The sequence below is a fragment of the Bradyrhizobium sp. AUGA SZCCT0160 genome, from assembly GCF_018130105.1.
In the GTDB taxonomy this organism is placed as follows: Bacteria; Pseudomonadota; Alphaproteobacteria; order Rhizobiales; family Xanthobacteraceae; genus Bradyrhizobium.
The window spans coordinates 1-24,507 of sequence record NZ_JAFCMD010000022.1 but is presented as its reverse complement, the minus strand read 5'-3'; the positions used below and the strand labels follow the sequence as shown (position 1 = coordinate 24,507).

The window sequence follows — 24,507 nt, the reverse complement described above, 5'->3', positions numbered from 1 at the left end:
GAACAGATATGTCAGGCCAGCTGATCGGAGCGCTCATTCTCTGGCTGATCGTCGCGATCATCGTGATCGCGATCGTCGTCTATCTGGTGAACTGGCTGTACCGGCGCTCGTCGAAGGAAGCAGCGTTCGTCCGTACCGGTGCTGCCGGCGAGAAAGTGGTGATCGATTCCGGCGCCTTCGTGCTGCCGTTCATCCACGACATCACGCCTGTCAACATGAACGTGCTGCAGATGCGGGTGCATCGCGGCCAGGACGACGCCATCATCACCCGCGACCGGATGCGGGTCGACATCGACGCCGACTTCTACGTCCGCGTCCGCGCCACCGCCGAGGCGGTGTCGCTCGCGGCCTCGACGCTCGGCCGGCGCACCATGCAGCCGGAGACGCTGCACGAACTGTTGTCGGGCAAGTTCGTCTCGGCGATCCGCTCGGTCGCCTCCGAGATGACGATGGAGGACATGCACGAGCAGCGCGGGGTCTATCTCGCCAAGGTCAAGGAGGCTGCCGCCGAGGCGCTTGCCCAAAACGGGCTCGAACTGGAATCGGTGGCGCTGACCAATCTCGACCAGACCGACCTGCAATATTTCAACGCCTCGAACCGCTTCGATGCCGAGGGCCTGACCCATTTGATCGAGCAGATCGAGGGCCGCCGTAAGGCGCGCAACGACATCGAGCAGGATTCGATGATCAAGATCCGCTCGCGCAATCTCGAGGCGGAGAAGCAGTCGCTCGAGATCGAGCGCGAGAGCGAACTGGCGCGACTGGAGCAGCAGCGCGACGTCGAGGTGCGCCGCGCCGTGCAGCGCGCCGAAATCGCCCGCGAGCGAGCGATGCGCGACACCGAGGCCGAGCAGGCTCAAATCAACGCGCGCGAGGAAATCGAAAAGTCGCGGATCGGCAATGAACGCGCCATCAGCGAGGCAAGGATCGCCTCCGAGCGCGACGTCCGCCAGCGCGAGATCGAGCGCAGCCAGACCGTCGACCAGGCCGAGATCGCCGCGCGCGAGACGGTGGAGAAGGCGCGGATCGCCAACGAACAGCTGATCAAGGAGGCCCGCATCACCGCCGACCGCGAGATCCGCGAGCGCGAGATCGAGCAGTTGCGGGCGTTGCAGGCCGCTGAAATCGCCGCGCGCGAATCCACAGAACGCGCCCGGATTGCGCAGGAAGCCTCGGTCAGCACCGACCGGATCGCCAACGAGCAGCGGATTTCCAGCCTCGACATCGAGAAGCGGCGGTCGATCGAGGAAGCCGACATCGCCGCGCGGCTCGCCACCGAATCCGCCGAAATCGCCCGCAACAGCGCGATCATCGCCAGCCGCCTCGCCGCGGAGGAAAAGCGGCTGGCGCGCGAGATCGTCCGTGATCGTACCGTCCAGCAGGAGACCATCGCGGCGAAGGAACTGGTGGAGTCCGCCCGCATCGTCCAGGAGGAGCGCGTTCGCGCGCTGACGATCACGCGCAACCAGGCGATCGACGAGGCCGAGATCGCAGCATTGCATGCGGTCGAGGCGGCCCGGATCGCCAACGAGAAGGAAATCGCGGCGCATCGCATTCTCGCCGAGCAGGAAACGCGGTCGCAGGAGATCGCGCGGACGCAGAGGCTGGAAGGCGCCGAGATCGCCGCGCGCGAGGCGACCGAGACCGCCCGCATCGCACAGGAGCAAGCGGTTGCCGCCTCGCGGATCGCTTCCGATCTCGAAATCCGCAGCCTCGATATCGATCGCGCCAAGGCGATCGAGACCGCCGAAATCAAGAAGCGCGATGCGGTCGAGGTCAGCCGGATCGAGGCCGAGCTTGCGATCGACAAGGAGCGGATCGCGGCCTCCAAGAGCCGCGAGGTGCTGCAGATCGATCAAAAGAAGACCGTCGAGATCGCCGAAGAGGAGCGCGTCATCGCGATCTCCGCGCGGAAGATCGAGCGGGTCGATTCCGACCGTGCCGTGCGCGCCGCCGAGATCAATGCACGCCAGGAGGTCGAGAAGGTCGACATCACGCGCGAGCGCGAACTGGAGGTGGCTCGGCTGGAACGCCGCAAGGCGCTCGAACAGCTCGATATCGCGCGCAACCAGGCGCTGCAGGAATCCGAAATTGCGGCGCGCGAGGAAATCGAACGTGCGCGCATCGCCTCCGAGCGCGGCCTCGACGAGGCCCGTGTGGGCCGCGACCGCGACCTGCGCAAGCTCGAGGTCGATCGCGAACGCGAGGTCGAGAGCGCGGTGATGGACAAGGCGATCGCGATTTTCGAGAAGTCGCTGCTGGAATCCGCAGCCCAGGTAAAGGCGGAGATGGCGAAGGCCAAGGCGGTGGAGGCCGAGGAGATCGTCAAGACGGTGCGCGAAAGCGAGAACGCCAAGCGACGCACCGCGGTCGAAGTCATGCTGGCGAGAAAGAACGCCGATGAGAAGCGGATTGGGGCCGAGGCCGATGCGATCCGCGCCGCGGTCGATGCGGAAGCGCAGAAGCTGCTCTACGAGGCCGAGAACGCGCTCACCGACGAGGCGCGGTACGGCCTGTTCCGGCGACGGCTTCTGGACCGGATCGAGGGCATCGTTCGCGAAAGCGTCAAGCCGATGGAGAAGATCGAGGGCATCCGCATCCTGCATGTCGACGGGCTCGGCGGCATGGCCGGCAATGGCGGCGGCAGTTCGCGCACGCCAACCGACGAGGTGATCGAATCGGCGCTGCGCTACCGGGTGCAGGCGCCGCTGATCGATCAGGTGCTGAAGGAAATCGGAATCGAGGGCGGCAACCTCGCCAAGATGGGCGGCTTGATGCGCGAGGCCAGCGACATGCAGCGCGTCAGCAAGGAGGCCCTGCCACCCAAGCCGAAGGACGGGCCAGCCCTCACAGAGTCGGGGCCCGGCGAGCGCAAGCCGTCCGGCCGCGGCGATAAAGGCAAGGGCAAGGAGTAATCAATGGCCCGCGTCTACGTATCCAGCGTCATCAATGCGCCGGCGACCAAGGTCTGGGCGCGCGTGCGCGACTTCAACGGTTTGCCGAACTGGCATCCCGGTATCGCGGAGAGCCGGATCGAGAACGGTGAGCCGGCCGACAAGGTCGGCTGCGTCCGTGCGTTCGCGCTGCGCAACGGCGACCGGCTGCGCGAAAAGCTGCTCGGCCTGTCGGACTTCGACATGGTCTGCACCTATTCGATCCTGGATTCGCCGATGCCGCTGACCAACTACGTCGCCACGCTGCGGCTGACGCCGGTCACCGATCAGGACCGCACCTTCATCGAATGGAGCGCCGATTTCGACTGTGCGCCGGAACTGGAAGCGGACTTGGTCGGCGGCGTCGGCGGCAATGTGTTCCAGACCGGTTTTGACGCGCTCAACCGCGCCTTCGGAGCCTGAGCCATGCCGCGGGTGGTTCGCAGTACCATCATCGACGCCCCGGTCGAGCGCCTGTGGGCGGTGCTGCGCGACTTCAACGGCCATGAATCCTGGCATCCGATCGTCGCCAAGAGCACCATCGAGCGCGGCTATCCGTCCGACAAGATCGGCTGCGTCCGCCGCTTCACGATGCAGGACGGCGCCGAATTGCGTGAGCAACTGCTGGCCCTGTCGGATCTGGAAATGACCTTCAGTTACTGCCTGCTGGAGACGCCGATTCCGCTGTTCAACTACGTCGCCCATGTCCGGCTGCTGCCGGTCACCGACGGCAACCGCAGCTTCTGGCAATGGGAGGGCCGGTTCACCACGCCGGCCGGGCGCGAGACGGAGCTCGCCGAGCTCGTCGGCAACGAAGTCTATTCAAATGGCATCGCGGCGGTCCGCCAGCTGCCCGAACTCGCAGGTTAGGAAAACGCCATGCCCGTCAATGTCCGCATCGTGCAGGGATTACAGGAAGCCGCTGAAATCCTGGCCAGCGACCGCGGCGCGCAATTGCTCGGCGGCGGCACGCTGCTGGTGCGCGATATCAACGAAGGCGTGATGACGGAAGGCACGTTGCTGCGCGCGGTCGATCCGGCGCTGCTGGCGATGAACACCGGCGGTGCACGGGTCGAACTCGGCGCCGGCGTCACCATGGCGATGGTGCTGGCCAGCCGGGACCTGTCCTATCTGCACGCGGCGGCGCGCGGCATTGGTGGCCCCGCGGTGCGGACCACGGCGACCATTGGCGGCAATCTGTTCGCCGCGACGCCCTATGGCGATTTCACCACCGCGCTGCTGGCGCTCGACGCGGTCGTCACGCTGCATGCCGGGCTCGGCGGTGCGCGGGTGATGCCGCTGGAGGAGATGCTGGCGAACCGGGCGCGGGGCGGGGTGGGACTGGTTGCTTCGGTTGGCTTCAGCCGCCCGGCCGGCGCCGATGCGTTTCGCTTCGTCAAAGTCGCCCGCGTGCGGCCCAAGGGCGTCTCGGTGCTGTCGATCGCGGCGCATCTGCCGCAGAACGGCGGACGGATCAGCGGCGCGCGGATCGCCTATGGCGCGATGGGGCCGACGCCGCTGCGCGCCAAGGCGGTCGAGCGTGTGCTGGAAGGCCGCAGCCTCGACGCCGCCACCATTGCCGCTGCGAAGACCGCGGCGCTCGAGGGCACGCAGCCCGCGACCGATGCGATCGCCTCGGAGTGGTATCGCCGCGAAGTATTGCCTGTGCATCTCGGTCGGCTGCTTGCCGGCGAGACATCCTGAAGGAACGCAGAATGGCCCGGATGCCTGTACAGTTTCGCCTCAACGGCTCTGATCGCGCGGTGTTCGTCGAGCCGGCAGAAACGCTGCTCGGCACCATCCGGCGTGGGCTCGGCGATTTCGCCCCCAAGTTCGGTTGCGGCCAGGGCACCTGCGGCGTCTGCACCGTGCTGGTCGATGGCGAGCCGCGATTGGGCTGCCTCACGCTCAGCGTGACCTGCGAGGGCCGATCGATCGAAACCGCAAGTGGGCTCGCTGATGGGCCGACCCTGCATCCGCTGCAGGCCGCCTTCATGGAGCATTTCGCCGCGCAATGCGGTTTCTGCACGCCCGGCATGCTGATGGCGGCGAAGGCGCTGCTCGACCGCAATCCGAACCCTACACGTGTCGAGGTCGTCGAGGCGATCGCCGGCAATGTCTGCCGCTGCACCGGCTACGAGCCGATCATCAACGCCATCCTGGCCGCCGCGCAGCAGCGCGGCGTCCGCCGCGCCTGAGGAGATCCCGATGCTGGAGTTTCGCAAGGATCTGTTCGCCGACGAGCGCGACGACAATCTCAACGTGATCGGCAAGGGCGAGCAGCGCCAGGACATGCTGGGGCATGTCACTGGCCGCACCCGCTTCTTCGACGATCACGGCTTTGACGGCCTGCTGCATCTGAAGGTCGTGCGCTCGCCGCATCACCACGCCCGGATCCGGAGCATCGACGTGACAGCCGCGGAGCGCGCGCCTGGCGTCAAGCGCGTGATCCGCGGGCAGGACGTGCCGCTCAACAAGAACACGCTGCTCAGCCTGATCGATTTCGGCAAGGACGACGAGCCGACGCTGGCGGTCGACAAGGTGCGCTACAAGGGCGAGCCGATCGTCGCCATCATTGCCGACAGCGAGGCGGAAGCCCTGGCCGCGGTCCAGCTGGTTCGGGTCAGCTACGATCCGCTGCCCACGGTGTTCGACGTGCAGGAGGCGCTGAAGCCGGGCGCGGTCGTCGTCAACGAGACCTATCCCGGAAACTATTTCGAGTATCACGACAAATACGACCATCAGAAGCTGCGCTTCGGCGATGTCGAGGCCGCGTTCCGCACCGCCGATCACGTGATCGAGGAACGTTACCAGATGTCGCCGATCGAGCACGCCTCGACCGAGACCAACGGCACCATCGCCGCGCCCGAAACCAACAACCGTTACGTCGTGCATTCCTGCGCGCAGGGCCTGTTCTTCTCGCTCGGCACCACCGCGAAAATCCTCGCGCTGGAATCCAACCGGCTGCATTTCATCGGCGGCACCGTCGGTGGCGGCTTTGGCGGCAAGGTCGACTCGCTGACCGAGCCGCTGGCGGTGCTCGGCGCGATCCTCACCGGCCGGCCGGTCCGCTACGTGCTGGGGCGCGAGGAGGAGATGCAGTTCGCCTCGCCGCGCGGGGCCGAGCGGCACGTCATCAAGGACGGCGTGATGCGCGACGGCCGTATCGTCGCGCGGCAGATCACCTCCTATTTCGATGCCGGCGCCTATACGCGGCTGACCAGCTACGGCGTGGTCAAATGCGTCGCGCACATGCCGGGGCCCTACACGATCCCGAATGTGCGCGGTGACGCCTATTGCGTCTTCACCAACCGCGTGCCGGCCACCGCGATGCGCGGCTTCGGCGTCACCGGGGTGGACTTCTCGATCGAGGTGCAGATGGACAAGCTGGCGCATCTGGTCGGCATCGACCCGATGGAGTTCCGCATCCTCAACGCCTATCGCGACGGCGACATGAAGGCGCATCGCCGCGTCGCGCACAACACCGCGCTGATCGAATGCGTGCAGGTCGTGGCGCAGAAGGTGAATTGGCCTTTGAGCGAAACCGCGCGGCGCGCTTCGTCGCTGAGCGGCGGCGGCGGCCCGCGCGCGGCTATACCGCCCACCGTGACCGATGAGAGCGGCCGGATCGGCCGGCCGGAGACGCGGCAGGCGCCGCCACAGCTGACGCCGGGCGCGGCACCGCTGCCGGCGCATCAGCCTCGGCCCGCCGTGCCGGTCTATCAGCCGCCGCCGGCGCATCAGCCGGCGGCAGCATTGCCGAACTATCCGTCGCAGCCAGCCGATGCCGCGCCGCTGCCGGCTCCGGCGCCGCCGGTTCCGAATGCGCCGGCGCCACCCCAACACGGCGCGGCGCGGTTCTCGTCGGTGTTCACACGGAGGCGCTGAGATGGCACGGCATCAGGGGCGCGGAATGGCGTCCATCAACTACCCGATCGGCATGAATCTCGGCGGCGATCCCAGTCAGGCGCTGGTGCACGCCAATCCGGATGGCAAGTTCACCGTGGCGCTGTCGGCGATCGATCTCGGGCAGGGCATGAAGCAGGTCAGCCGGCAGATCGCGGCGGAGACGCTGGGCGTGCCGATCGAGGATGTCTATGTCGACACCGCCGACAGCGACACCGGTCCACACGATATGGGCTCGTTCGCCTCGCGCGGCACGCATCGCGTCGGCAACGCGGTGATCGTCGCCGCAAAGGAGGCGCGGGGCGTGCTGCTGGAGGCGGCCGCCGAGGAGCTCGAGGTCAACGCCGACGACCTCGTCACCGACGGCAAAGGCAACATCCACGTCCGCGGCGCGGCGTCGAAATCGATCACCGTCAAGGCCGCGTCGCAGGCAGCGCAGTTCAAGCAGGGCAAGACGATCTCCGGCCGCGGCATCTTTCTGATCCCGCTGTCCACGGTCAATCCGGAGACCGGCGAGATGTCGCCGGTCACCGCCTACGCCCACGCCTGCCTCGTCGTCGATCTGGAGGTCTGCGACGAAACCGGTGACGTCAAGGTCAACAAGCTGACCAGCGCCTATGAACTCGGCCGCGCGCTCAATCCGAAAATGGTCGAGCAGCAACTGGTCGGCGGCGCCTGGATGGGCATGAGCCACGCGCTCTACGAGACGCCGGAGCCGTATTATCCCAACCCCGAACATGGCGGCCGCGACTACAACGAATATCTGATGCCCGGCCCCGGCGACATCGCGCCGCACGACATCACGGTGCTGGAGCGACCGGCGCCGGACGGCCCGTTCGGTGGCAAGGGCCCCGGCGAGATGTGCGCCAATCCGGTGCTGCCGGCGGTCGCCAACGCGATCTTCAACGCCATCGGTGTGCGGATCGACACGCTGCCGATCACGCCGGAAAAGATCCTGCGTGCGCTGAAGGCGCAGGGCGGCGCGCGGCCGCAAGTCCGGCGCGCATAGGGGGCTCGGGATGGCGGTGCGCGGCAGTGTTGGTGGGATCGATCGGCCGGAGAAACTGGCCGAGGCGCTGCGCGCGGCCTATTACCTCGCCGATGACGGCTTTGCCACGGCCGGCTACCTCGCGCTCGCGCTCGGCAAGCCGCTGCTGCTGGAAGGCGCGCCGGGTGTCGGCAAGACCGAGGCCGCCAAGGCGATCGCCGGAATCATGGGACGGCAGCTGATCCGGCTGCAATGCTATGAGGGCATCGATTCCGCCGCCGCGCTGTATGAGTGGAACTACCCGCGCCAGATGCTGGCGATCCGCCAGGCCGGCGACGAGCCGATCGACATCTATCGCGACGATTTCCTGATCGAGCGGCCGATGCTGGCGGCGCTGCGCCGGCCGGAATCGACGGTGCTGCTGATCGACGAAATCGACCGCTCCGATCCGGAGTTCGAGGCGTTCCTGCTCGAATTCCTGTCGGACTTCTCGATCTCGATCCCGGAGCGCGGCACGCTGCGCGCGCATGAACGCCCGGTGGTGGTCCTGACCTCGAACCGCACCCGCGATCTGCACGAGGCGCTGCGGCGGCGCTGCGTCTATCACTACATCGCCTATCCGGATCCGGAGCGCGAGGCGCGGATCATCATGATGCGTTCGTCCTCTGTCGCCGAGGCCACCGCACGCGCGATCGTGACGGCGGTCGGTCGGCTGCGGCAGGAGCCGCTCACCAAGCCGCCCGGCGTCGCCGAAGCGATCGACTGGGCGGAAGCGTCGACGCTGCTGGCGAAAACCGGCGCACCGTGGCCGGACGCGTTCCGGCGCGCGATCGGCGTGGCGCTGAAGGACGAAGAGGATCTCGCCTTCATCGCGCCGCGGCTCGATGCCATTATCGCGGAGATCGCAGCATGACGGCGCTTGCTCTGCCGCGCGCGGCCCGGCCGCTGCTGGAGTTCATCGCACTGCTGCGGCGCAACGGCTTTTCGGTCGCGCCGGAACAGGGCCTGGCGTTTCTGCGCGCGATCGAACTGCTCGGCCCGCGCGATATCGAGGACATCCGCCGCGCCGGCGTCGCCACGCTGGCGCCGCCGTTCGAGCGGCAGCCGGATTTCGACATGCTGTTCGACATGCATTTTCTCGGCCTGGCCGGCGTGCTGTCCGATCAGGTCGCCGAAAGCGACGAGGAACTGCAAGTTCAGGACGATGGCGCCGGATATGACGCGCCGCTGTCGGACGAGACAAACGAAACCGGGCAGGCGGCGACCTCCAGCGAGGCGCTGTCGCGGCGGAAGCTGCGGCCGGACGATGAGAGCCAGCAGCTGGCGCGTTTCAGCCGGCATTTGCCGGCCCGGCTGCCGCGCCGCCGCGGCTATCGGATGCGCTCCGCCAGGCGCGGCGGGGGCTTTGACTTGCAGCGCTCGCTGCGGGACGCCATCCGCACCGATGGCGAGATCTTCTATCTGCGCCGCCGCGAACGACAATTGCGGCCACGCGCCATCCTGCTGCTGATCGACGTGTCGGGTTCGATGAAAGCGCGCTCCGACGCGCATCTGCGTTTTGCCCATGCACTGGTCAACGCCGCGCCGCGCGTCGAAGTGTTCACGTTCGGCACGCGGCTGACCCGGCTGACCCGCGCGCTGCTGTTGAAGAACCGCGAGCAGGCGCTTGCGGTCGCAGCCGACCTCGTGGCCGATTGGGACGGCGGCACCCGGATCGGCGATGCGCTGGCCGCCTTCCTTTCGGTGCCGCGTTTCGCCGGCTATGCCCGCGGCGCGCTGGTGCTGGTGCTGTCCGACGGGCTCGAGCGCGGCGACCCGGCGCAGATGACACGCGCGGTCGGGCATCTCGCCGCGCGCGCCTGGCGGATCGACTGGCTGACGCCGCTCGCCGCCGCGGCCGATTATCGCCCGGAGACCGCCGCGTTGCGCGCGGTGCTGCCAATGCTCGACAGCGTCGCCAATGGCGCGACGACGGAGCGGCTGTGCCGGCATGTTCTCGATCTCTCACGACGGAGGGCCGCCCGATGAGTAAGCCTGCGTCCGGCTGCGTCGATGCGCATCATCACATCTGGCGGCAGCAGGATCTGCCCTGGCTGCTCGGGCCGATGCAGCCGCGGATCTTTGGGCCCTATGAGCCGATCCGCCGCGACTACACCATCGCGGAATATCTGGCGGATGTTTCCGCCGCCGGCATCACGCGGTCGGTTTACGTGCAGGCGAACTGGGCACCGGCGCGCTTCCTCGATGAGGTCCGTTATGTCAGCGACGCCGCCCGGGAAACCGGCTGGCCGCACGCCATCGTCGCCTATGCGGATTTCACCGTGGAGGATGTGCGGCCGCAGCTGGAGCAACTGGCGGCGTTCCCGCTGGTGCGGGGCGTCAGGATGCAGTTGCACTGGCACGACAATCCGCAATACCGTTTCGCATCGGCTCCGGGTCTGGCGCGCGATCCGACGCTCCGGCGCAACATCGCGCGATTGAGCGAATATGGCTGGGCCTTCGATCTTCAGGTGTTCGCGCCGCAGATGGCCGGCGCGGCCGAGCTTGCCGATAGCTGTCCCGGCGTCAGCTTCGTTCTGCAGCATGCCGGCATGCTGGAGGATTTGTCGCCGGCCGGCATCGAAGCCTGGCGCACCGGCATGGCGCTGCTGGCGCAGCGGCCCAACGTCGTGGCGAAGCTGTCCGGCCTCGGCACCTTCCTGCATCGCAACGACCCGGCGCATATCGGTTTCGTGGTCGGCGAAACCGTGCGGCTGTTCGGCGCCGGACGCTGCATGTTCGGCTCGAACTTTCCGATCGAAAAACTCTGGACCCGCTACGAGGCGTTGTTCGATGCCTACCGCACGGCGACGCAGACGCTGTCCGCAGCTGACCGGCAGGCGATCTTTCACGACACCGCCGCCGGGATTTACCGGCTGGCCCGACCTTAGACAACAACAGGATTCAACGAGGGGAAACACATGGCGCTCGAAATCAAGATCCTGGACTACGGCGACATCGAACTTGAATCCAGCTTCCTCGTGCTGGGACGCGACTGCGGGCGCACCAGGCGGGTTTACACTTACGGCTTCCTGATCCTCGGCGGTCCGTGGCCGATGGTGGTCGATACCGGCTATCGCCACAATCAGATCATGGAAAGCCTCGGCATGCGCGGGCTGCAGCACCATGAGAACATGATCGAGAACCAGCTCGCCAGGCATGGCGTGCGGATGGGCGACGTCCGCTACGTCATGCACACTCATCTCCACATCGACCATGCCGGCAAGGACGAGTTGTTTCCGATGAACACGACGGTCCTGCTGAACCGGCGCGAACTGGAATACTCGGTCTCGGGCCTGATGCATCCGCAGTATCCGGCGCCTGACATCAAGCATCTGATCGACCGGCTGCACACCCGCCACGCGTTGCGTCTCGAGGATCTCGAACTGTCCGGCCCGATCGAGGTCTGCCCCGGCGTCACCGTCGATGCGGCGGGCGCTCACACCGAAGGCTCAATGAACATCCATGTCGAGACCGCCGAGGGCCGCGCCACCATATGCGGCGATGTGATCTACGATTTCAACGACCAGATCGTGAATCCTTTCCACGAACTGCATCACAACGAGCCCCGCACCACAGGCAATCACGGCAACACCAAGCGCGAGGAGAAGGCCGCGATCAAGCGGCTGCTGTCCGGTTCGCGCTTCCTGCTGCCGGTGCATGACAAGCCGGCCAGGGTCGAGCACGGCCAGGTCGTGGCGCGCCTCGACATGGCGGTGCCGGGACCGACCGTGCAATCGCTGCCGGCGCGTAATTGGTTCGCAGCGTGAGCGGCGGTTTCGGAGACCGACGATGACCACGCATATCGCGCTGCGGCCATCCTTTGCCGAACTGATCGACCTATGGGCGCCGGTGCGGCAGGCCGCAACCGGATTCCAGTTCACGGAAGGTCCGGTCTGGCACCCGAAGGCGCATGATTTGCTGTTCTCCGACATGCCGGGCGACGTGCGCCGCCGGCTCGACGGGCAGGGCGTTCGCGAGGCGATGCGTCCATCCAACAAATGCAACGGCATGACCTATGATGCCGGGCTGAACCTGATCGTCTGCGAGCACGCCACCTCCACGCTGGTACGCGAACGCCCCGACGGGCGGCGCGAGATTTTGGCGTCGCATTTCGACGGGCTGGAGCTGAACTCGCCGAACGACGTCTGCGTCAAGTCCGACGGTGCGATCTATTTCTCCGACCCGTGGTATGGCCGGATGCCGGTCTACGGCGTCGAACGGCCGCGTCAGCTCGGCTTCCAGGGCGTCTATCGCGTGCCGCCCCGCGGCGGCGAGCCGCAATTGCTGGTCGACCGCTATCTGTTCGATCAGCCGAACGGGTTGTGCTTTTCGCCGGATGAGCAGCGGCTCTACGTCAACGATACCGTCAAGCATCTGATCCGCGTGTTCGACGTCGATGCTGGCGGCGGTCTCCGCAACGGCCGGGTGTTCGCCTCCAACATCGTCTCGGCCACCGAGCCCGGCGTGCCCGACGGCATGAAGTGCGACGCGCTCGGCAATGTCTGGGTGTCGGCGCCGGGCGGAATCTGGGTCTATGCGCCGGACGGCAGATTGATCGGCAAGCTGCGCGTTCCCGAGCTGGTCAGCAATCTGACCTGGGGCGGGCCGGATTGGCGCACGCTCTACATCACCGCGACGCATTCGGTTTATGCGGTGCCGGTGAAGGTCGGACCGCGCAACGAGCCCTATATGCGCGCCGGCCAAAATTCGCCGGCCGCGGCCCGGCCGGAGCCGGCTCCGGTGGCCACCGTCAATCGGTCCGCAGCCCAAATCGCCGAGCCGGGTTATGCGGTCGATCCGATGCGCTGCGCGCTGATCATTCAGGACATGCAGAACGACGTCGTGATGGACGGCGGCGCCTTTGCGTCATCCGGCTCGCCGGTGCATTGCCGCGAACAGAACGCCATCGCCAACGCGAAGCGGCTTGCGGAGGCTGCGCGTGCCCGCGGCGTCATGGTGATTCACGTCTGGTTCGTGGTCGAGCCGGGCGCGCCCGGCGTGACCGCGAATGCGCCGCTGTTCGAAGGGTTGATCGACGCGAAAGCACTGGTGCGGGGCACCTGGGGTGCTGCGCCGGTGTCGGGGCTGGAGCCGCACGCCGGCGACCAGGTCGTGGAGAAAATGCGGATGAGCGCCTGGGAGGGCACCAGGCTGGAGGCCATGCTGAAGGCGGCCGGGCGCGATTTCGTCATCGTCACCGGCGCCTGGACCAATATGTCGATCGAACATACCGCCCGCACCGGCGCGGACAAAGGCTTCTACATGATCGTGCCGGAGGATTGCTGCTCGACGATGAACGCCGAATGGCACATCGCCGCGGTGAACTACGCGATCCAGAACGTGGCGATGGTGACCCGCGCCGACGACCTGATCGCCGCGATGTCCTGATCGAGGTTGCCAAGCCGGCGGGCCCCGGCATCGCGAGGTTGAGCATGTCCCGCGTGTTGCCGTTCAGCGTCCTTTATTTCTGTCAATTATACAGCGAGCCGTCGCCCAGCACGGATTGCCTGAAGCGGGTGGTGAGGATACCGCCGTCGGCGGGCGGCAGCACGAAGTAAAGCGCTTCCGGATTGATCTTGACCTGCGCGAACACGGGCCCGTTGCCACGGTGTGCGAGATCGCGGATCTCGGTGACCTCGGCCATGGTCCTGACGATCCGCGATGTCCTGAAGCCGGCGGCCGTGGCGATCCCGGCGAGATCGACGCCGCCTGCCGTGTGGGTCTTCTGCATTCCGGTCTCGCCGAAGCGCTCGTTATCCAGCACGGCAATGGTGAGATTCGCCGGGTTCTGCACGGCGATCGTGGCAAGCGCGCCGAGGCTCATCAGCATTTCGCCGTCGCCGGTGATGACGAGGACCCGGCGCTTGGGCTGCGCGATGGCAAGACCAAAGCCCATCATGGCGGCCGCGCCCATCGCGCCCCAGAGCGGGAAGTTGTTCGGGCTGTCGCCCGCAGCCGAGATATCCCAGTTGGGGGCGCCGAGCCCGGCAACGACCAGGAGATCGCTGCGATCGCGCAGCAATTCATTGACGACATCGCGGCGATGCAGCAGTTCGTTGGGAACGTTCATTTGCGGGCAAGCTCCTTGAAATTCTTGGCACCGAGCACGCGCTGTCCGATCAGGACGGCGGCGGGCCGCCAGGTGTTGAAGGCAAGGTTGGCCGCGCCGGAAACGGTCGAAGCGACCAGATGCGGCTCGTCGGCGCGGGTCACGATCACGCCCATGGCTTCGAGCGCGGCCCTGGTGCCCTGGCCCATCGGGACCTGCCACGGGTTGAACTCACCCCATTCGCCGCGCATCGTCACCAGCATCAAGAGCGGCATGCGGCAGATCATCGGCAGCGACAGCATGTTGATGCAGTTGCCGACGCCGCTCGATTGCAGCAGCAGGACGCCGCGTTCTCCGCCGAGCCAGGCACCTGCCAGCATGGCGATCCCTTCCTCTTCGGTGGTCAGTGTGATGACACGGGCTTGAGGATCCGCCTCGAATGCGCGGATGAGGCGGCTGTGCCCCGCATCCGGCACCATTCCGACCTGGCGCACGTCAGCCTCCTTGAGGACGCGGTACACGTCGTCGGGCCAGGTCGGCAGTGCGACCGGCTCTTTCTTCTGCAGATCCGCCACGGAGAGGCTCCCCTTTTTCTCGATCTCGAACACGCGTTGCAGGGATAGTACGACGCCGTTTCGTCGAGAAGGTATGCAAAATTGAAAAGCGGCCGGTCGCGTCAGCCCGGCTCGCTGCACCGCCATATGACAACACGGGAGCCACAGGCCGGGCGACTTATGACGGCCACCGGCGCGTCGCTATTCTCGCGCCAATTCAGGCAGCACGTGGTAGCGGGCGATCTCATGCGGAAATTCGCCGCGGTTGGCGAGCAGGACGATACCGACCTTGTGCGCCGGCACCAGGCCGAGATAGGCCGACGCGTTGTTAAGTCCGCCCGGCTTGTCGACGACGGTCACGTCGTTCAAGTGGATGTTTTCCCAGGCCATCGCCTGTCCGAACTTCTCGGTCACGTGAAATGCCTCACGCTGCGTCATCTGCAATGCTTGCCGCAACTGCGGATCGATCGCCTCTCCATCGATGAAGGCAGCCAGAAAGGTGGCCAGATCGCGCGCCGAGGTGAACATCTGACCAGTCCTCGGGAAATCGTAGTAAGTCTGCTGATCTCCAGGCGGACCGATCGCCATGCCCGTATCGGAGTAGCCCTGCACGACACGCTCCATCAGCTCCGGAGCCATCATGGCGCGATGGTCCGGCCCGCGCTCGGGAAGGAATGTCTGGTTCATGCCGAGCGGTTTCAGGATATTCGCCTCGATGAGATCACCGATCGGCTGGCCGTAGCGGCGTTCGAGCGCGAGCTGGAGCAGCACATATCCCGCGTGGGTGTAGATGCGCTGCTTGCCCGGCTGCTCGCCTGATGGCGGCGTCCATGCGTTGAGCGCCTCGAAGAACTGCGGCAGGTTAAACGAATCGTTCGGCCATGGGGGGTGATCGGTCGGCAACAGGAGCCCGGATGTATGCGTTGCCAGTTCGCCGATCGTCACGCGCTTGATGTAGTCGCCGCGCAGCTCGGGGACATATCTGCTCACGGGATCATCCAGACGGAGTTCGCCGCGGAGCGTGCCCAGCGCGAGCAGGATTGCCTCGAACGGTTTGCGCACCGACGCGACGTTGAACAACGTGTCTGAAGTGATTGGCTGCCTTGTCGCCTCATCGGCGACGCCGTAGTTGAAGAACTCGGTGTGACCCGCAGCGTAGACGGCCACAGCGAGACCGCCCGGCTTCCCCACGGTCTCCGGCGCCAGATAGGCCGTGACGATGTGCTGAATTTTGGCGTCCATGCCAATATCCGCGACCGACCCGCCCGCCAGCGCGAGTAGCAGAACGGGAAGAACGATCAGGCCTGTCGGTCGATGATGTCGCCACCGGCGCGTGGAACTTGTCACCATCATGAGCCATCGTCTCGTTGACGCCGATGGACCTTTTTGCGGGCACGATTCTGGCGCTTGTCGGGAAGCGCCCGTCAATTTGCTGTGAGTTGCCGAATTCCTTGGGCTCAGGAGATCGCAATGATCTCGAGCTCGTGACCGGATACGCCGACGACATCTCCGACAGCTTTGCCCATCAGAGATATTGCCACCGGGGACACGAAGGAAATGGAGCCGGCCTTGGGGTCCGCTTCGTCCTCTCCCACGATATGATATTTCTGCACGCGCCCATCCTCGCGCCTGAAGGTCACCGTGCTCCCGAACGCAACCTTGTCGACTGACGTAGGCTTGGCGACGAGCTGAGCCGTCCGAACTCTCGCCGCAAAGTAGCGCGCATCGCGCAAGGGCGTTGCCGCTTGCCGCCGCCGCTCATTCACGTCTTCGATCTGCTGCGCCGTCTCGTACGCCTCGCGCGCCTGTTGTAGTTGAAACTCGAGCGCCTTCAATCCTGCTTCCGTAACCAGGTTCGGATGAGCAGAGATCGGACGGTCGGGGAGCAGCGTCTCAGATGCGGTTTCGGCACTGTCTTCCTTGGTGAAGGCAACGCTCAACTCGGCCTCCTTTCGAGTGGGATACGCCAGGAAATGGAATTGTAACACAACGCTCGGCGGTTTTTGCGTATCACATATCGCGGAGCGGATGGAACCAGGTTGCCTCTTTGGGGGTACCGCCTGTTCTGGAGGCCGCGCGATCCCGGCGCGAAGCGGATGCCGGCCGTGGAAATATTCCAACAGCCCTCAGCGCCACCCGAGCGCGGGAGCCACGTGCGTCAGAATCGATTCGATGACATGGGCATTGTAGGCGACGCCGAGCTGGTTCGGGACGGTCAACAGCAGCGTGTCGGCCTCATCGATCGCCTCGTCTTTCCTCAGCTGCTCAATCAGCACGTCCGGCTCGGCCGCATAGCTGCGGCCGAAGATCGCCTGGGTCTCCGGCGAGATAAAGCCGATTTGGTCATCCTCGTCTCCACCGCGGCCGAAGTAAGCGCGATCACGATCATCCATGATGGCGATGATGCTGCGGCTGACGGACACCCGTGGCTCGCGCGCATGGCCTGCCTCTTTCCACGCCGAGCGGTAGGCCCTGATCTGGGCAGCCTGCTGGATGTGGAAAGCCTCGCCGGTTTCGTCGTTCTTGAGCGTCGAACTCTGCAGGTTCATGCCCAGCTTCGCTGCCCAAATTGCCGTGGCGTTCGAGCCGGCTCCCCACCAGATGCGATCACGCAGTCCCTGGGAGTGCGGTTCAAGACGCAGCAATCCCGGCGGATTTGGAAACATCGGACGTGGATTGGGCTGCGCGAAGCCGTGGCCATCAAGCACGTCGAGAAAGACCTGGGCATGGCGCCGGCCCATGTCGGCTTCGGTCTCGCCTTCGGCCGGTTGGTAGCCGAAATACCGCCATCCATCGATGACCTGCTCGGGCGATCCTCGGCTAATTCCAAGTTGCAGGCGCCCGCCCGAGATGAGATCGGCCGCGCCGGCGTCTTCCACCATGTAGAGCGGGTTCTCATAGCGCATGTCGATAACCGCCGTGCCGATCTCGATGCGGCTGGTTTTCGCGCCGACCGCCGCCAGCAACGGGAAAGGCGAGGCGAGTTGGCGGGCGAAGTGATGAACGCGAAAATAGGCGCCGTCGGCGCCCAATTCCTCGGCCGCGATGGCCAAATCGATGGATTGCAGCAGCGTGTCCGCCGCCGAGCGGGTCTGCGATTGCGAAGAGGGTGTCCAGTGCCCGAACGACAGGAATCCGATGCTTTTCATGCGGGGTCATCTAGGTGCTTTCTGTCGATTTGCCACCGTCACCGCGAGCGGGACTGTCCGCGCACCGAACATGGAATCGACTGCTCGTCTCCGTCTCCCGCGCAGGCTGGACCAAAAGTGCTCTTGGGTGTTACAGGGTCGAAACACAAGCCGGTCGAACATCGTTGAGTGTTGTTGGCTTTTCGGCACGCGGGATCGGTGATCAGGACTGCCATGCCCGTCGGCGAACTCTTCATTCTCGGCTTCTTCGGCAAAACCATCCCGGCATGGCTGCGGGAATTTGCGGCCAAGTACGGCTTGGGCGGCGTGATCCTGTTCGATTATTCCTGCCAGACGCAAAAATACGACAACAACATTGAATCGCCGGAGCAGGTGCAGCGTCTCTGCGAGGAGATCTCCCGCCTGCCGTCGCGGCCGATGGTGTTCATCGACCAGGAGGGCGGGCTGGTGCGGCGGCTCAAGGAGAGTAAGGGGTTCAAGCCGCTGCCGAGCCCGAAGGAATTCAACCATCTTGCTTTGAGCGAGAAGCGGGAAGTACTTGCCGCCAGTTTTGCCGAAATGCGCCGTCTCGGCATTCACTACGACTTCGCGCCCGTCATCGACGTTGATTACAATCCCGATAATCCGAACATCGGCAAGATCAAGCGTTCCTGGTCCGCCGATATCGGCGAGGTGGAGGCCAATGCGCTGCTGGTGAGCGAGGTCGCGCGCGCGGCGGGCATCGGGCTTTGTCTGAAGCATTTCCCCGGCATCGGCGGCGCGGTGGTGGATTCGCATCAGGAGTTCATGGACATTTCCGACAGTCTGCGCACCGAGCAGGAAGAGCTGTTCTATTCGCTGGCGCCAAAAATGTTCGGCGATGCCGTGCTGGTCAGCCACGCCATCGTCAGGCAATGGGACCGCGACAATCCGATGACCCTGTCTGCCGCCGGCCTTGCCCGGTTGCGCCAGCGGCTTCCCGATACGCTCCTGATCACCGACGACATGCAAATGCAGGGTCTGCAGAAGGCGTTGGGCACGCGGCAAGCCAGCCTTCAATCGCTCAAGGCCGGTATCGACATGCTCTGCATCGGCAACAATCTGTTCGATCAGGAGCGGGAAATGGCCGCCATCGCCCAATCCGTCGAGCAATCCCTTGATAATGGGACCTTAACGGGTTCCGCCATTAAGGAATCGATCGCCCGCGTCATCAGGCGAAAGGCGCTTTTGGCGGCCTGATAGGCCCCAACGGCTGGCTATGCGTACCGGCGCGCCGGTTCCCCGCCAACGATGGGTTGCCTTGCGAGGCCGTTGAGACTACAAGCCTTTTTTCCAACGGGAAGACAGGCGATGGCCCACAATTACGCAATCAATGACGACGTGCACCACCAGCTGCAGGGGCCGCAGGGCCGCGCCACCGTCAAGGAACGCAGCATCTACACCATCGTCACCTGCCTGCCGATCGAGGCCGACGGCCGCCCGCGCTACCGCATCAAGAGCAAGACCGAGAACGTCGAGCGCGTCGTGACGGAGGAGCAGATCAGCCGGCTCGGCTGATCCGCTGCCATTCTTCATTTGGACGGCTGCTTGTTTGGACGGTTGGTGCGCGCCCGCAACGCCTTGTCGTGCGCGGCGATGTCGACATCGCCGTCTGCCTTCTCTTGATTTCGTTACTGTTGATGTCGCGCGTCGGTCATCGCGCGGCCTGCACCTAGCAAATCGGTGAAGCCGTGGTCGCCTGCGATCACAGTGTTTCTACGGCTCTCTGTGAAGCAATTCACACGCGGGTGCCGGCACCGGCGTTAACGACGGCGCATGACAACGCGGCGGAAAGCATATTGGTGGTTCAGGCTCGTTGCCTCGGGACGCTTCCTCGAAAAGTTCCCGTGGCTCCCGCGCAACTGACCCGCGTCGAGGTTGCGTCCGATCCGTCGCTTAGCGGAAACAGCGACGAATATTTCATCGAAGCTGCGTCTGCGAATTGCCGGTGAGGCCCCCACATGCGGCTTGTTGCGTTGCCGCATGGCTGCCTGGTTTAAACAGTTCAGCGGATGGGACCATAACGAATCAAATTGAGTGCATTAGAGAAGCAAATACCCATAAGGCGAAATTATGAGGGATTGAGCCGCGAGGCCAACGCATTTCTACGGGCCGTAAAACTACGGAGTCCTGAACCGGTGGCATCGTACTTCCTCGATTGAAGGCCAAAACCCCTCGCATTGGTTTAGTTTCCGGTCCACTTGCCGGTTCCCCGTATTCTTACTGGTTAAAAAATTAACCACCGGCGGCGATGGAATCGATAAATTAGTTATATGTCGCAGCAAGACCATCGAGCCAGTGATTCCCACTTTCCGACGTGGATGGAAACCGTCACGCCTCTCGAGAGCAATCTTGAAATCGTCCAGTTGTCCGTCGCGCGTGCTCGCGCAACAGAAGAAGCGGAAGCGTCGATCGCTCGCCAGTTGAACGGACCGCTGACAGCGCTGCTGCTCTACATGAACGAGATCAAGCAGCACAGCCACCAGTTCTCCGAGGCGCCCGGCAATCGCGTCTACCTGCAACAGGTCGTCGACAACGCGGTTCAACAACTCGAACGCGTCTGCGTCGTGGTGAAGCAGATTTCGGACAAGCATCCCGCCTTTGCTTCTGAATCCGATCGCAAGCAGGGGCGGGAGAGCCAGGCCAACCGCACCAAGGATGGCGGTCGCACGCCGGGGGTGATGTTCGCCTCGGAGTCCGGTCAGAAGCCGCTCACCAAGCGCGAGCGCGAGGTGCTGAGCCTGATCAGTGAAGGCTGCTCCAACAAGCAAGGCGCCTTGCGGATGAACATCAGCCCGAGGACGTTCGAGAGCCATCGCGCCGAAGCCATGCGCAAGCTCGGCGCCCGCAACACCGCGGATCTCGTCCGCAAGGCGTTGTTGCAGCCGGCCTGATTATTTCATTTGCTCAGAATGCAAATGTGCACTGCGCCTGCGGTGGAAGCACCGCAATGCTGCAGGTTCACAAAAGCCGATTGCAATCGCGACAGGGCCGACGGGGTCGGACCAGAGGGTGATCCGGAACAGCGGGAGCCGGATTTCCGAGAAGATCGCGCCAGGTTGCGCTCAGCAGAAGTCTTCCGCGAATGAGCGCATGCGGGGTGCGGGCCGGGCGGCGATGGCCGGTTTTGGGCCTTCCGGGATGATGGTGATCACCCAGGCCGCCGGAACACTCGACTTGTTTTCCACGATCGATCGAACGTGGCCGGTGACGGCCGAGCCGGCCGAGCGGAAGGTTGCGGTTCTGCCGTTGAACTGGGCGATACGGAAACGCCGCACTTCTTTCTGATCGCTCGTTTCGAACGTGAACATGAGGGTGCTCCTTGGTCCACGCGACTATCGCGATTCAACGTTATCCGTCTGTGAAAATCGTAAACCGTAGTAGTACGGCAAGCCGCGCCTGCGGCGCGCGGGGCCGTCCCGTCCGGACACTGCGAGGCAGGTCGGATGCCGCCTCGGCGTTCGCCGATACCGCTTTGCGTCTGATGGCCGCGAGGATAGAGGGCGAGGCGGCGCTGGATGGCGGCCTTCAGCGCGACGCGGCGCGCCCGGGCACGATGCTATTCGGCCGCGCTGGGGAACACGGCTTCCATCTTGGTCTTCAGCGTCGCCGCGTTGAACGGTTTGACGATGTAGTTGCTGACGCCGGCCTTCTTCGCGGCGATGACGTTCTCCGTCTTCGATTCCGCCGTTATCATGATGAAGGGCGTGTTTGAGAATTCCGGGCTCGCGCGGACTTCCTTCAGCAGGTCGTAGCCCGTCATCGGCTCCATGTTCCAGTCGGAGATCACGAGGCCGTATCGCTTGCCCTGCATCTTGGCGAGCGCCGCCGAGCCGTCGCTGGCATCGTCGACGTTCTCGAATCCGAGCTGCTTGAGGAGGTTGCGGATGATGCGGATCATGGTGCTGTAGTCATCGACCACCAGGATCGGCATCGACAAATCAAAAGCCATGTCTTTACTCCGCGCAGCTAGCAAACCGCCGAACACGGGTGAACTCGCGTGGCATTCGAAATCGTCTCGATGCTCTTTCCCGAACCTGCCCGTCAGCACCGTGACAAGTATCAGGGGTCATTGAACAGCGCGTTAACTCGCGGCCGAATAAATCCCGGGCAAATGCCGGGGCCTGGCCGTAATTATACGGTGAGTTCCCGGCTGGCCGGATCGCGGGGCGCAATCTTCACGCGCATCGCCCGGCCGGCGCCTATCAATGGGCTCGGGAGCCCGCCCGCCCATGGACAGCGGCCGAGGGTCACGCCGCCGCGCAATGGATGCGCGAATGCAGCAGGCGGTCGTACTGGGTCTTGACCGTCGCGTAGCACTCGCAGGAGGTCCTGATCAGGCCGTCCAGATTGGTGATCTCGATATGTCCGCGGCTGTAATGGATGAAATTCGCCTGCTGCAGCGTGTTGGCCACCAGCGATACGCTGTTGCGACGCGCGCCGATCATCTGCGCCATCGCTTCCTGGGTCAGCACGAGCTTGTCGCTGCCGGACAGGTCGCGGGTATGTAACAAGCAGCGCGCCAGCCGGGACTCTACCGTGTGCGAGGCGTTGCAGCCCGCAGTCTGCTGGATCTGCGCGTAGACCGCCAATCCGTGCCGTGCCAGCAAAGTGCGCAGCGTCGCGCTCTGGTCGGCAGCCGCCCGAAGCTGATCGAGGTCGATCGTCGAGGCCACGCCGGGGACCAGCACCAGCGCGCTGTTCAGCGCGATCGGGTCGCCGAGGGCGGAGAATGCGCCGAAGATGCTGTCGCGGCCGACCATCGCGATCTGGACGTGCTCGCCTCGCGCGAGCTTGACCACGAGCGAGATCACGCCTCGGTGCGGCAGGTAGGCGCGCTTGAGCGTCTCGTCGACTTCCACCAGCACCAGATCCTGGGTGAGGTCGGCGGAGCGCAAATGCGGGCGGATCAATTCAAAATCGTCCGCAGTCAGCGAAGACAAAAATCCATTCGGGGAACGAGGGGCTGAATCCAAAGCAGTCTCCTGCCTTACGGTCAAAGCCGGTCTCAGGGTGCCAGGCACCAAAAATATGCAATATACGCCGTCAAAAATGCCCGTTCATCTTGCCATGAATCGCCGGCGGGAAATATCGGCAAATAGCCGCACTCTGCCGCTGCCTTGGCTCCGTTGGCGCCACTGCGCCTAGTGGCCGCCTGAAGGCGCCCAGCCCTGAGAAGGGAGGTGGTGGCGTCGGTCGGTGCTGGCCCGGCGTCGAAGGTCACGGACGCCGACGAGGCTGTCGCGGCCCATCTTTGCGACCTCCAACGTCTGACCTTCGGAAAGGCTGACCACCGTTGAAACGACCCCCTGAGGGGCAGGTAGACCCCGCGGCCAAGGCGCCGGCCTTGCTCGGGACCCCGCCCTCGGCCGGTTCGACGGTCTCAAGTACAGCCAGGGACTGGGGCGCAGAGCCCTGTAACAGGCGACTAGGAGGGCTGCGCCCGCACTCTCAATCCGGGCCGAAGGCGGGACTTGAACGGTCTCGCATCAGCTATGCCGCCGCGTGGCGGAATGGTCCCGAGCTTGCTCAAGGTTGTGGAACCCGCCCTATACCCTGTGGAGGGCAGACAGACTCGGCCATTTGCGACGGAATTGCGAATAGTGCGCTGATTCGCAAGGCAAAACCCGCTCAAGAAGGCCTTGATGCGCCGTTGGGGTAGGGTGGCGTCGTTATGTGTCTCTTGCAGCGCATCCGGTACGGCGAAGGAGGCCGTCATGCGTCGTATTCTGGTTGTCGATGACGACCTTCATACCCGCCTTGCGGTACGCGCCTGGCTCAATCAGTGCGGTTTCAGGGCCGCGATCGCGCCCAACGGCCTCGCAACTTTGCGTCGAACCAGAAAAGGGTGGCGGCTGCGCACGTGCTGCGACTGAGGAGCGATTGAAGACAGGTATCTTGCTTCGGGGGGCTGAAATGACACGGGTACTCGTTGTCGATGACGATCCGATGGTTTGCATGGCCATTGAGATCTATCTGGAGCGTCACGGGTTCGAAGTGACGATAGCCGATGGCGGCGAAGCCGGGCTACGCGCGCTCGAAGACGCCAGTTTCGACCTGATGATCGTCGATATCTTCATGCCGCATATGCGCGGTTTCGAATCGATCCGGATATTCCACGAGCGCGCGCCGGCCATTCCGCTGGTCGCAATGTCCGGATACGCGTTTGCGAATCTCGACTCGCCGGCGCCGGACTTTCTGCGAATGGCGCTCGAACTCGGCGCGGCGCGCTGCCTGCGCAAGCCGTTTACGCCGGCGGCGCTGCTGACGGTCATTAGCGAATGCCTCGACGAAGCGCGGACGCGCTATGCGGGCGTCGCCGAGTCGAGATAAGCACTCCAGGCTATCGCCGCCTTCGGCCGCGGCCCGACGTTATCTTCTCCGTTGTACCGGTTCGATTGGTACCGTCGAGGCGCTTGTCGGCGGCTTGATCACCGTGAATGCAGAACTCTGAGATCGTTCCCGCTCGCGGGAGCGAGCCGCATGCGATCGTTGCGAAACTCTGGCCGTCCGCGTCGGTAAGAATCTGTTTACCATAAATGATGATGCAGCGACTTTTTCCGCCCTCGCGTAGTCGTGCGGACATGCAAGTTAACCAGTGGGTAGGCGTGGGGAGACCAGTGTGGCACGGGCGCCGAATGAAAGTTGCGGCGTTGCGTCAACAGCGTTCATCCAGAAGGATATGAGTCATGTCAGGTATTGTTCTCTCGTCGTCGGTTCGCCAGAACCTTCTCTCGCTGCAGTCGACCGCCGATCTGCTCGCGACCACGCAGTCCCGCCTCTCGACCGGCAAGAAGGTCAACACGGCGCTCGACAATCCGACCAACTATTTCACCGCCGCCTCGCTCGATAGCCGCGCCAGCGACAT

At 64.6% G+C, this 24,507-nt stretch carries 24 protein-coding genes and 1 pseudogene; 17 read left to right on the top strand and 8 right to left on the bottom strand.

The window, feature by feature from the left end:
- Positions 1-8: 8 nt before the first annotated feature.
- From JQ558_RS28625 to JQ558_RS28570, 12 genes are read left to right on the top strand one after another with little or no spacing between them, the layout of a single operon-like run.
- Positions 9-2,915, top strand: coding sequence for a flotillin family protein (locus tag JQ558_RS28625; protein WP_212273323.1), 2,907 nt, complete (start codon positions 9-11; stop codon positions 2,913-2,915).
- A 3-nt stretch (positions 2,916-2,918) separates the two neighbouring features.
- Entirely contained in the window at positions 2,919-3,356 is a 438-nt protein-coding gene (locus JQ558_RS28620) for an SRPBCC family protein (protein ID WP_211995586.1), read from the top strand.
- Between the two features lie 3 nt (positions 3,357-3,359).
- Positions 3,360-3,803, top strand: coding sequence for an SRPBCC family protein (locus JQ558_RS28615; RefSeq protein ID WP_212204253.1), 444 nt, complete (start codon positions 3,360-3,362; stop codon positions 3,801-3,803).
- A 9-nt stretch (positions 3,804-3,812) separates the two neighbouring features.
- Positions 3,813-4,637: a xanthine dehydrogenase family protein subunit M gene (locus tag JQ558_RS28610; protein ID WP_212295891.1), complete on the top strand. Its 825-nt coding sequence runs from the start codon at positions 3,813-3,815 to the stop codon at positions 4,635-4,637.
- A gap of 11 nt (positions 4,638-4,648) precedes the next feature.
- Positions 4,649-5,131, top strand: coding sequence for a (2Fe-2S)-binding protein (locus JQ558_RS28605; RefSeq protein WP_192740553.1), 483 nt, complete (start codon positions 4,649-4,651; stop codon positions 5,129-5,131).
- Between the two features lie 10 nt (positions 5,132-5,141).
- Positions 5,142-6,821 (top strand): xanthine dehydrogenase family protein molybdopterin-binding subunit, encoded by a 1,680-nt coding sequence (locus tag JQ558_RS28600; protein ID WP_212295890.1) that lies wholly within the window; start codon positions 5,142-5,144, stop codon positions 6,819-6,821.
- A 1-nt stretch (position 6,822) separates the two neighbouring features.
- Entirely contained in the window at positions 6,823-7,848 is a 1,026-nt protein-coding gene (locus JQ558_RS28595) for a xanthine dehydrogenase family protein molybdopterin-binding subunit (protein WP_249119764.1), read from the top strand.
- Positions 7,849-7,858: 10 nt separating this feature from the next.
- On the top strand, positions 7,859-8,740 hold the full coding sequence (locus JQ558_RS28590) for a MoxR family ATPase (protein ID WP_212295889.1): 882 nt from the start codon (positions 7,859-7,861) through the stop codon (positions 8,738-8,740).
- The gene (locus JQ558_RS28585) at positions 8,737-9,855 is read left to right on the top strand and encodes a VWA domain-containing protein (protein WP_212295888.1); all 1,119 of its coding nucleotides are present in this window, start codon (positions 8,737-8,739) and stop codon (positions 9,853-9,855) included. The genes JQ558_RS28590 and JQ558_RS28585 overlap by 4 nt, the downstream gene beginning before the upstream one ends.
- A complete protein-coding gene (locus JQ558_RS28580; protein ID WP_212295887.1) occupies positions 9,852-10,757 on the top strand; it encodes an amidohydrolase in 906 nt (301 codons plus the stop codon). Before JQ558_RS28585 ends, JQ558_RS28580 begins: the two co-directional genes overlap by 4 nt.
- Positions 10,758-10,787: 30 nt before the next feature.
- Positions 10,788-11,636 (top strand): MBL fold metallo-hydrolase, encoded by an 849-nt coding sequence (locus JQ558_RS28575; RefSeq protein WP_212295886.1) that lies wholly within the window; start codon positions 10,788-10,790, stop codon positions 11,634-11,636.
- Positions 11,637-11,658: 22 nt separating this feature from the next.
- Positions 11,659-13,257, top strand: coding sequence for an isochorismatase family protein (locus JQ558_RS28570; RefSeq protein WP_212295885.1), 1,599 nt, complete (start codon positions 11,659-11,661; stop codon positions 13,255-13,257).
- Between the two features lie 82 nt (positions 13,258-13,339).
- Here JQ558_RS28570 and JQ558_RS28565 read toward each other — a convergent pair whose 3' ends face one another.
- The 5 genes from JQ558_RS28565 to JQ558_RS28545 form a co-directional block, all read right to left on the bottom strand.
- A complete protein-coding gene (locus JQ558_RS28565; protein ID WP_212295884.1) occupies positions 13,340-13,939 on the bottom strand; it encodes a thiamine pyrophosphate-dependent enzyme in 600 nt (199 codons plus the stop codon).
- Positions 13,936-14,493 carry a thiamine pyrophosphate-binding protein gene (locus JQ558_RS28560; protein WP_312015046.1) on the bottom strand — a complete coding sequence of 186 codons (558 nt, stop codon included), beginning with the start codon at positions 14,491-14,493 and terminating at the stop codon, positions 13,936-13,938. The genes JQ558_RS28565 and JQ558_RS28560 overlap by 4 nt, the downstream gene beginning before the upstream one ends.
- 180 nt (positions 14,494-14,673) lie before the next feature.
- Positions 14,674-15,714, bottom strand: a complete 1,041-nt coding sequence (locus tag JQ558_RS28555; RefSeq protein ID WP_212295882.1) for a serine hydrolase — start codon at positions 15,712-15,714, stop codon at positions 14,674-14,676.
- Between the two features lie 215 nt (positions 15,715-15,929).
- Positions 15,930-16,412 (bottom strand): transcription elongation factor GreA, encoded by a 483-nt coding sequence (gene greA, locus JQ558_RS28550; protein WP_212204281.1) that lies wholly within the window; start codon positions 16,410-16,412, stop codon positions 15,930-15,932.
- A 186-nt stretch (positions 16,413-16,598) separates the two neighbouring features.
- Positions 16,599-17,621: an LLM class flavin-dependent oxidoreductase gene (locus JQ558_RS28545; protein ID WP_212295881.1), complete on the bottom strand. Its 1,023-nt coding sequence runs from the start codon at positions 17,619-17,621 to the stop codon at positions 16,599-16,601.
- A gap of 198 nt (positions 17,622-17,819) precedes the next feature.
- Here JQ558_RS28545 and JQ558_RS28540 point away from each other — a divergent pair, with 198 nt between their 5' ends.
- The 3 genes from JQ558_RS28540 to JQ558_RS28530 all read left to right on the top strand — a co-directional run bounded on the left by JQ558_RS28540 (position 17,820) and on the right by JQ558_RS28530 (position 20,533).
- Positions 17,820-18,839, top strand: a complete 1,020-nt coding sequence (locus JQ558_RS28540) for a glycoside hydrolase family 3 N-terminal domain-containing protein (protein WP_312014830.1) — start codon at positions 17,820-17,822, stop codon at positions 18,837-18,839.
- Positions 18,840-18,950: 111 nt separating this feature from the next.
- Entirely contained in the window at positions 18,951-19,157 is a 207-nt protein-coding gene (locus JQ558_RS28535) for a hypothetical protein (RefSeq protein ID WP_192740564.1), read from the top strand.
- 755 nt (positions 19,158-19,912) lie between these two features.
- On the top strand, positions 19,913-20,533 hold the full coding sequence (locus tag JQ558_RS28530) for a helix-turn-helix transcriptional regulator (RefSeq protein ID WP_212295880.1): 621 nt from the start codon (positions 19,913-19,915) through the stop codon (positions 20,531-20,533).
- A gap of 171 nt (positions 20,534-20,704) precedes the next feature.
- Here the strand turns inward: JQ558_RS28530 and JQ558_RS28525 are convergent, their stop codons facing one another.
- From JQ558_RS28525 to JQ558_RS28515, 3 genes are all read right to left on the bottom strand, one after another.
- A complete protein-coding gene (locus JQ558_RS28525; protein ID WP_212204289.1) occupies positions 20,705-20,950 on the bottom strand; it encodes a hypothetical protein in 246 nt (81 codons plus the stop codon).
- A 248-nt stretch (positions 20,951-21,198) separates the two neighbouring features.
- Positions 21,199-21,591, bottom strand: a complete 393-nt coding sequence (locus JQ558_RS28520) for a response regulator (RefSeq protein ID WP_192740568.1) — start codon at positions 21,589-21,591, stop codon at positions 21,199-21,201.
- A 298-nt stretch (positions 21,592-21,889) separates the two neighbouring features.
- Entirely contained in the window at positions 21,890-22,615 is a 726-nt protein-coding gene (locus tag JQ558_RS28515) for a Crp/Fnr family transcriptional regulator (protein WP_212204291.1), read from the bottom strand.
- A gap of 940 nt (positions 22,616-23,555) precedes the next feature.
- Here JQ558_RS28515 and JQ558_RS28510 point away from each other — a divergent pair.
- Both JQ558_RS28510 and JQ558_RS37505 read left to right on the top strand, forming a co-directional pair.
- Positions 23,556-23,972 carry a response regulator gene (locus JQ558_RS28510; protein WP_212295879.1) on the top strand — a complete coding sequence of 139 codons (417 nt, stop codon included), beginning with the start codon at positions 23,556-23,558 and terminating at the stop codon, positions 23,970-23,972.
- Positions 23,973-24,328: 356 nt separating this feature from the next.
- A pseudogene (locus JQ558_RS37505) lies at positions 24,329-24,507 on the top strand (flagellar protein); the annotation flags it as partial.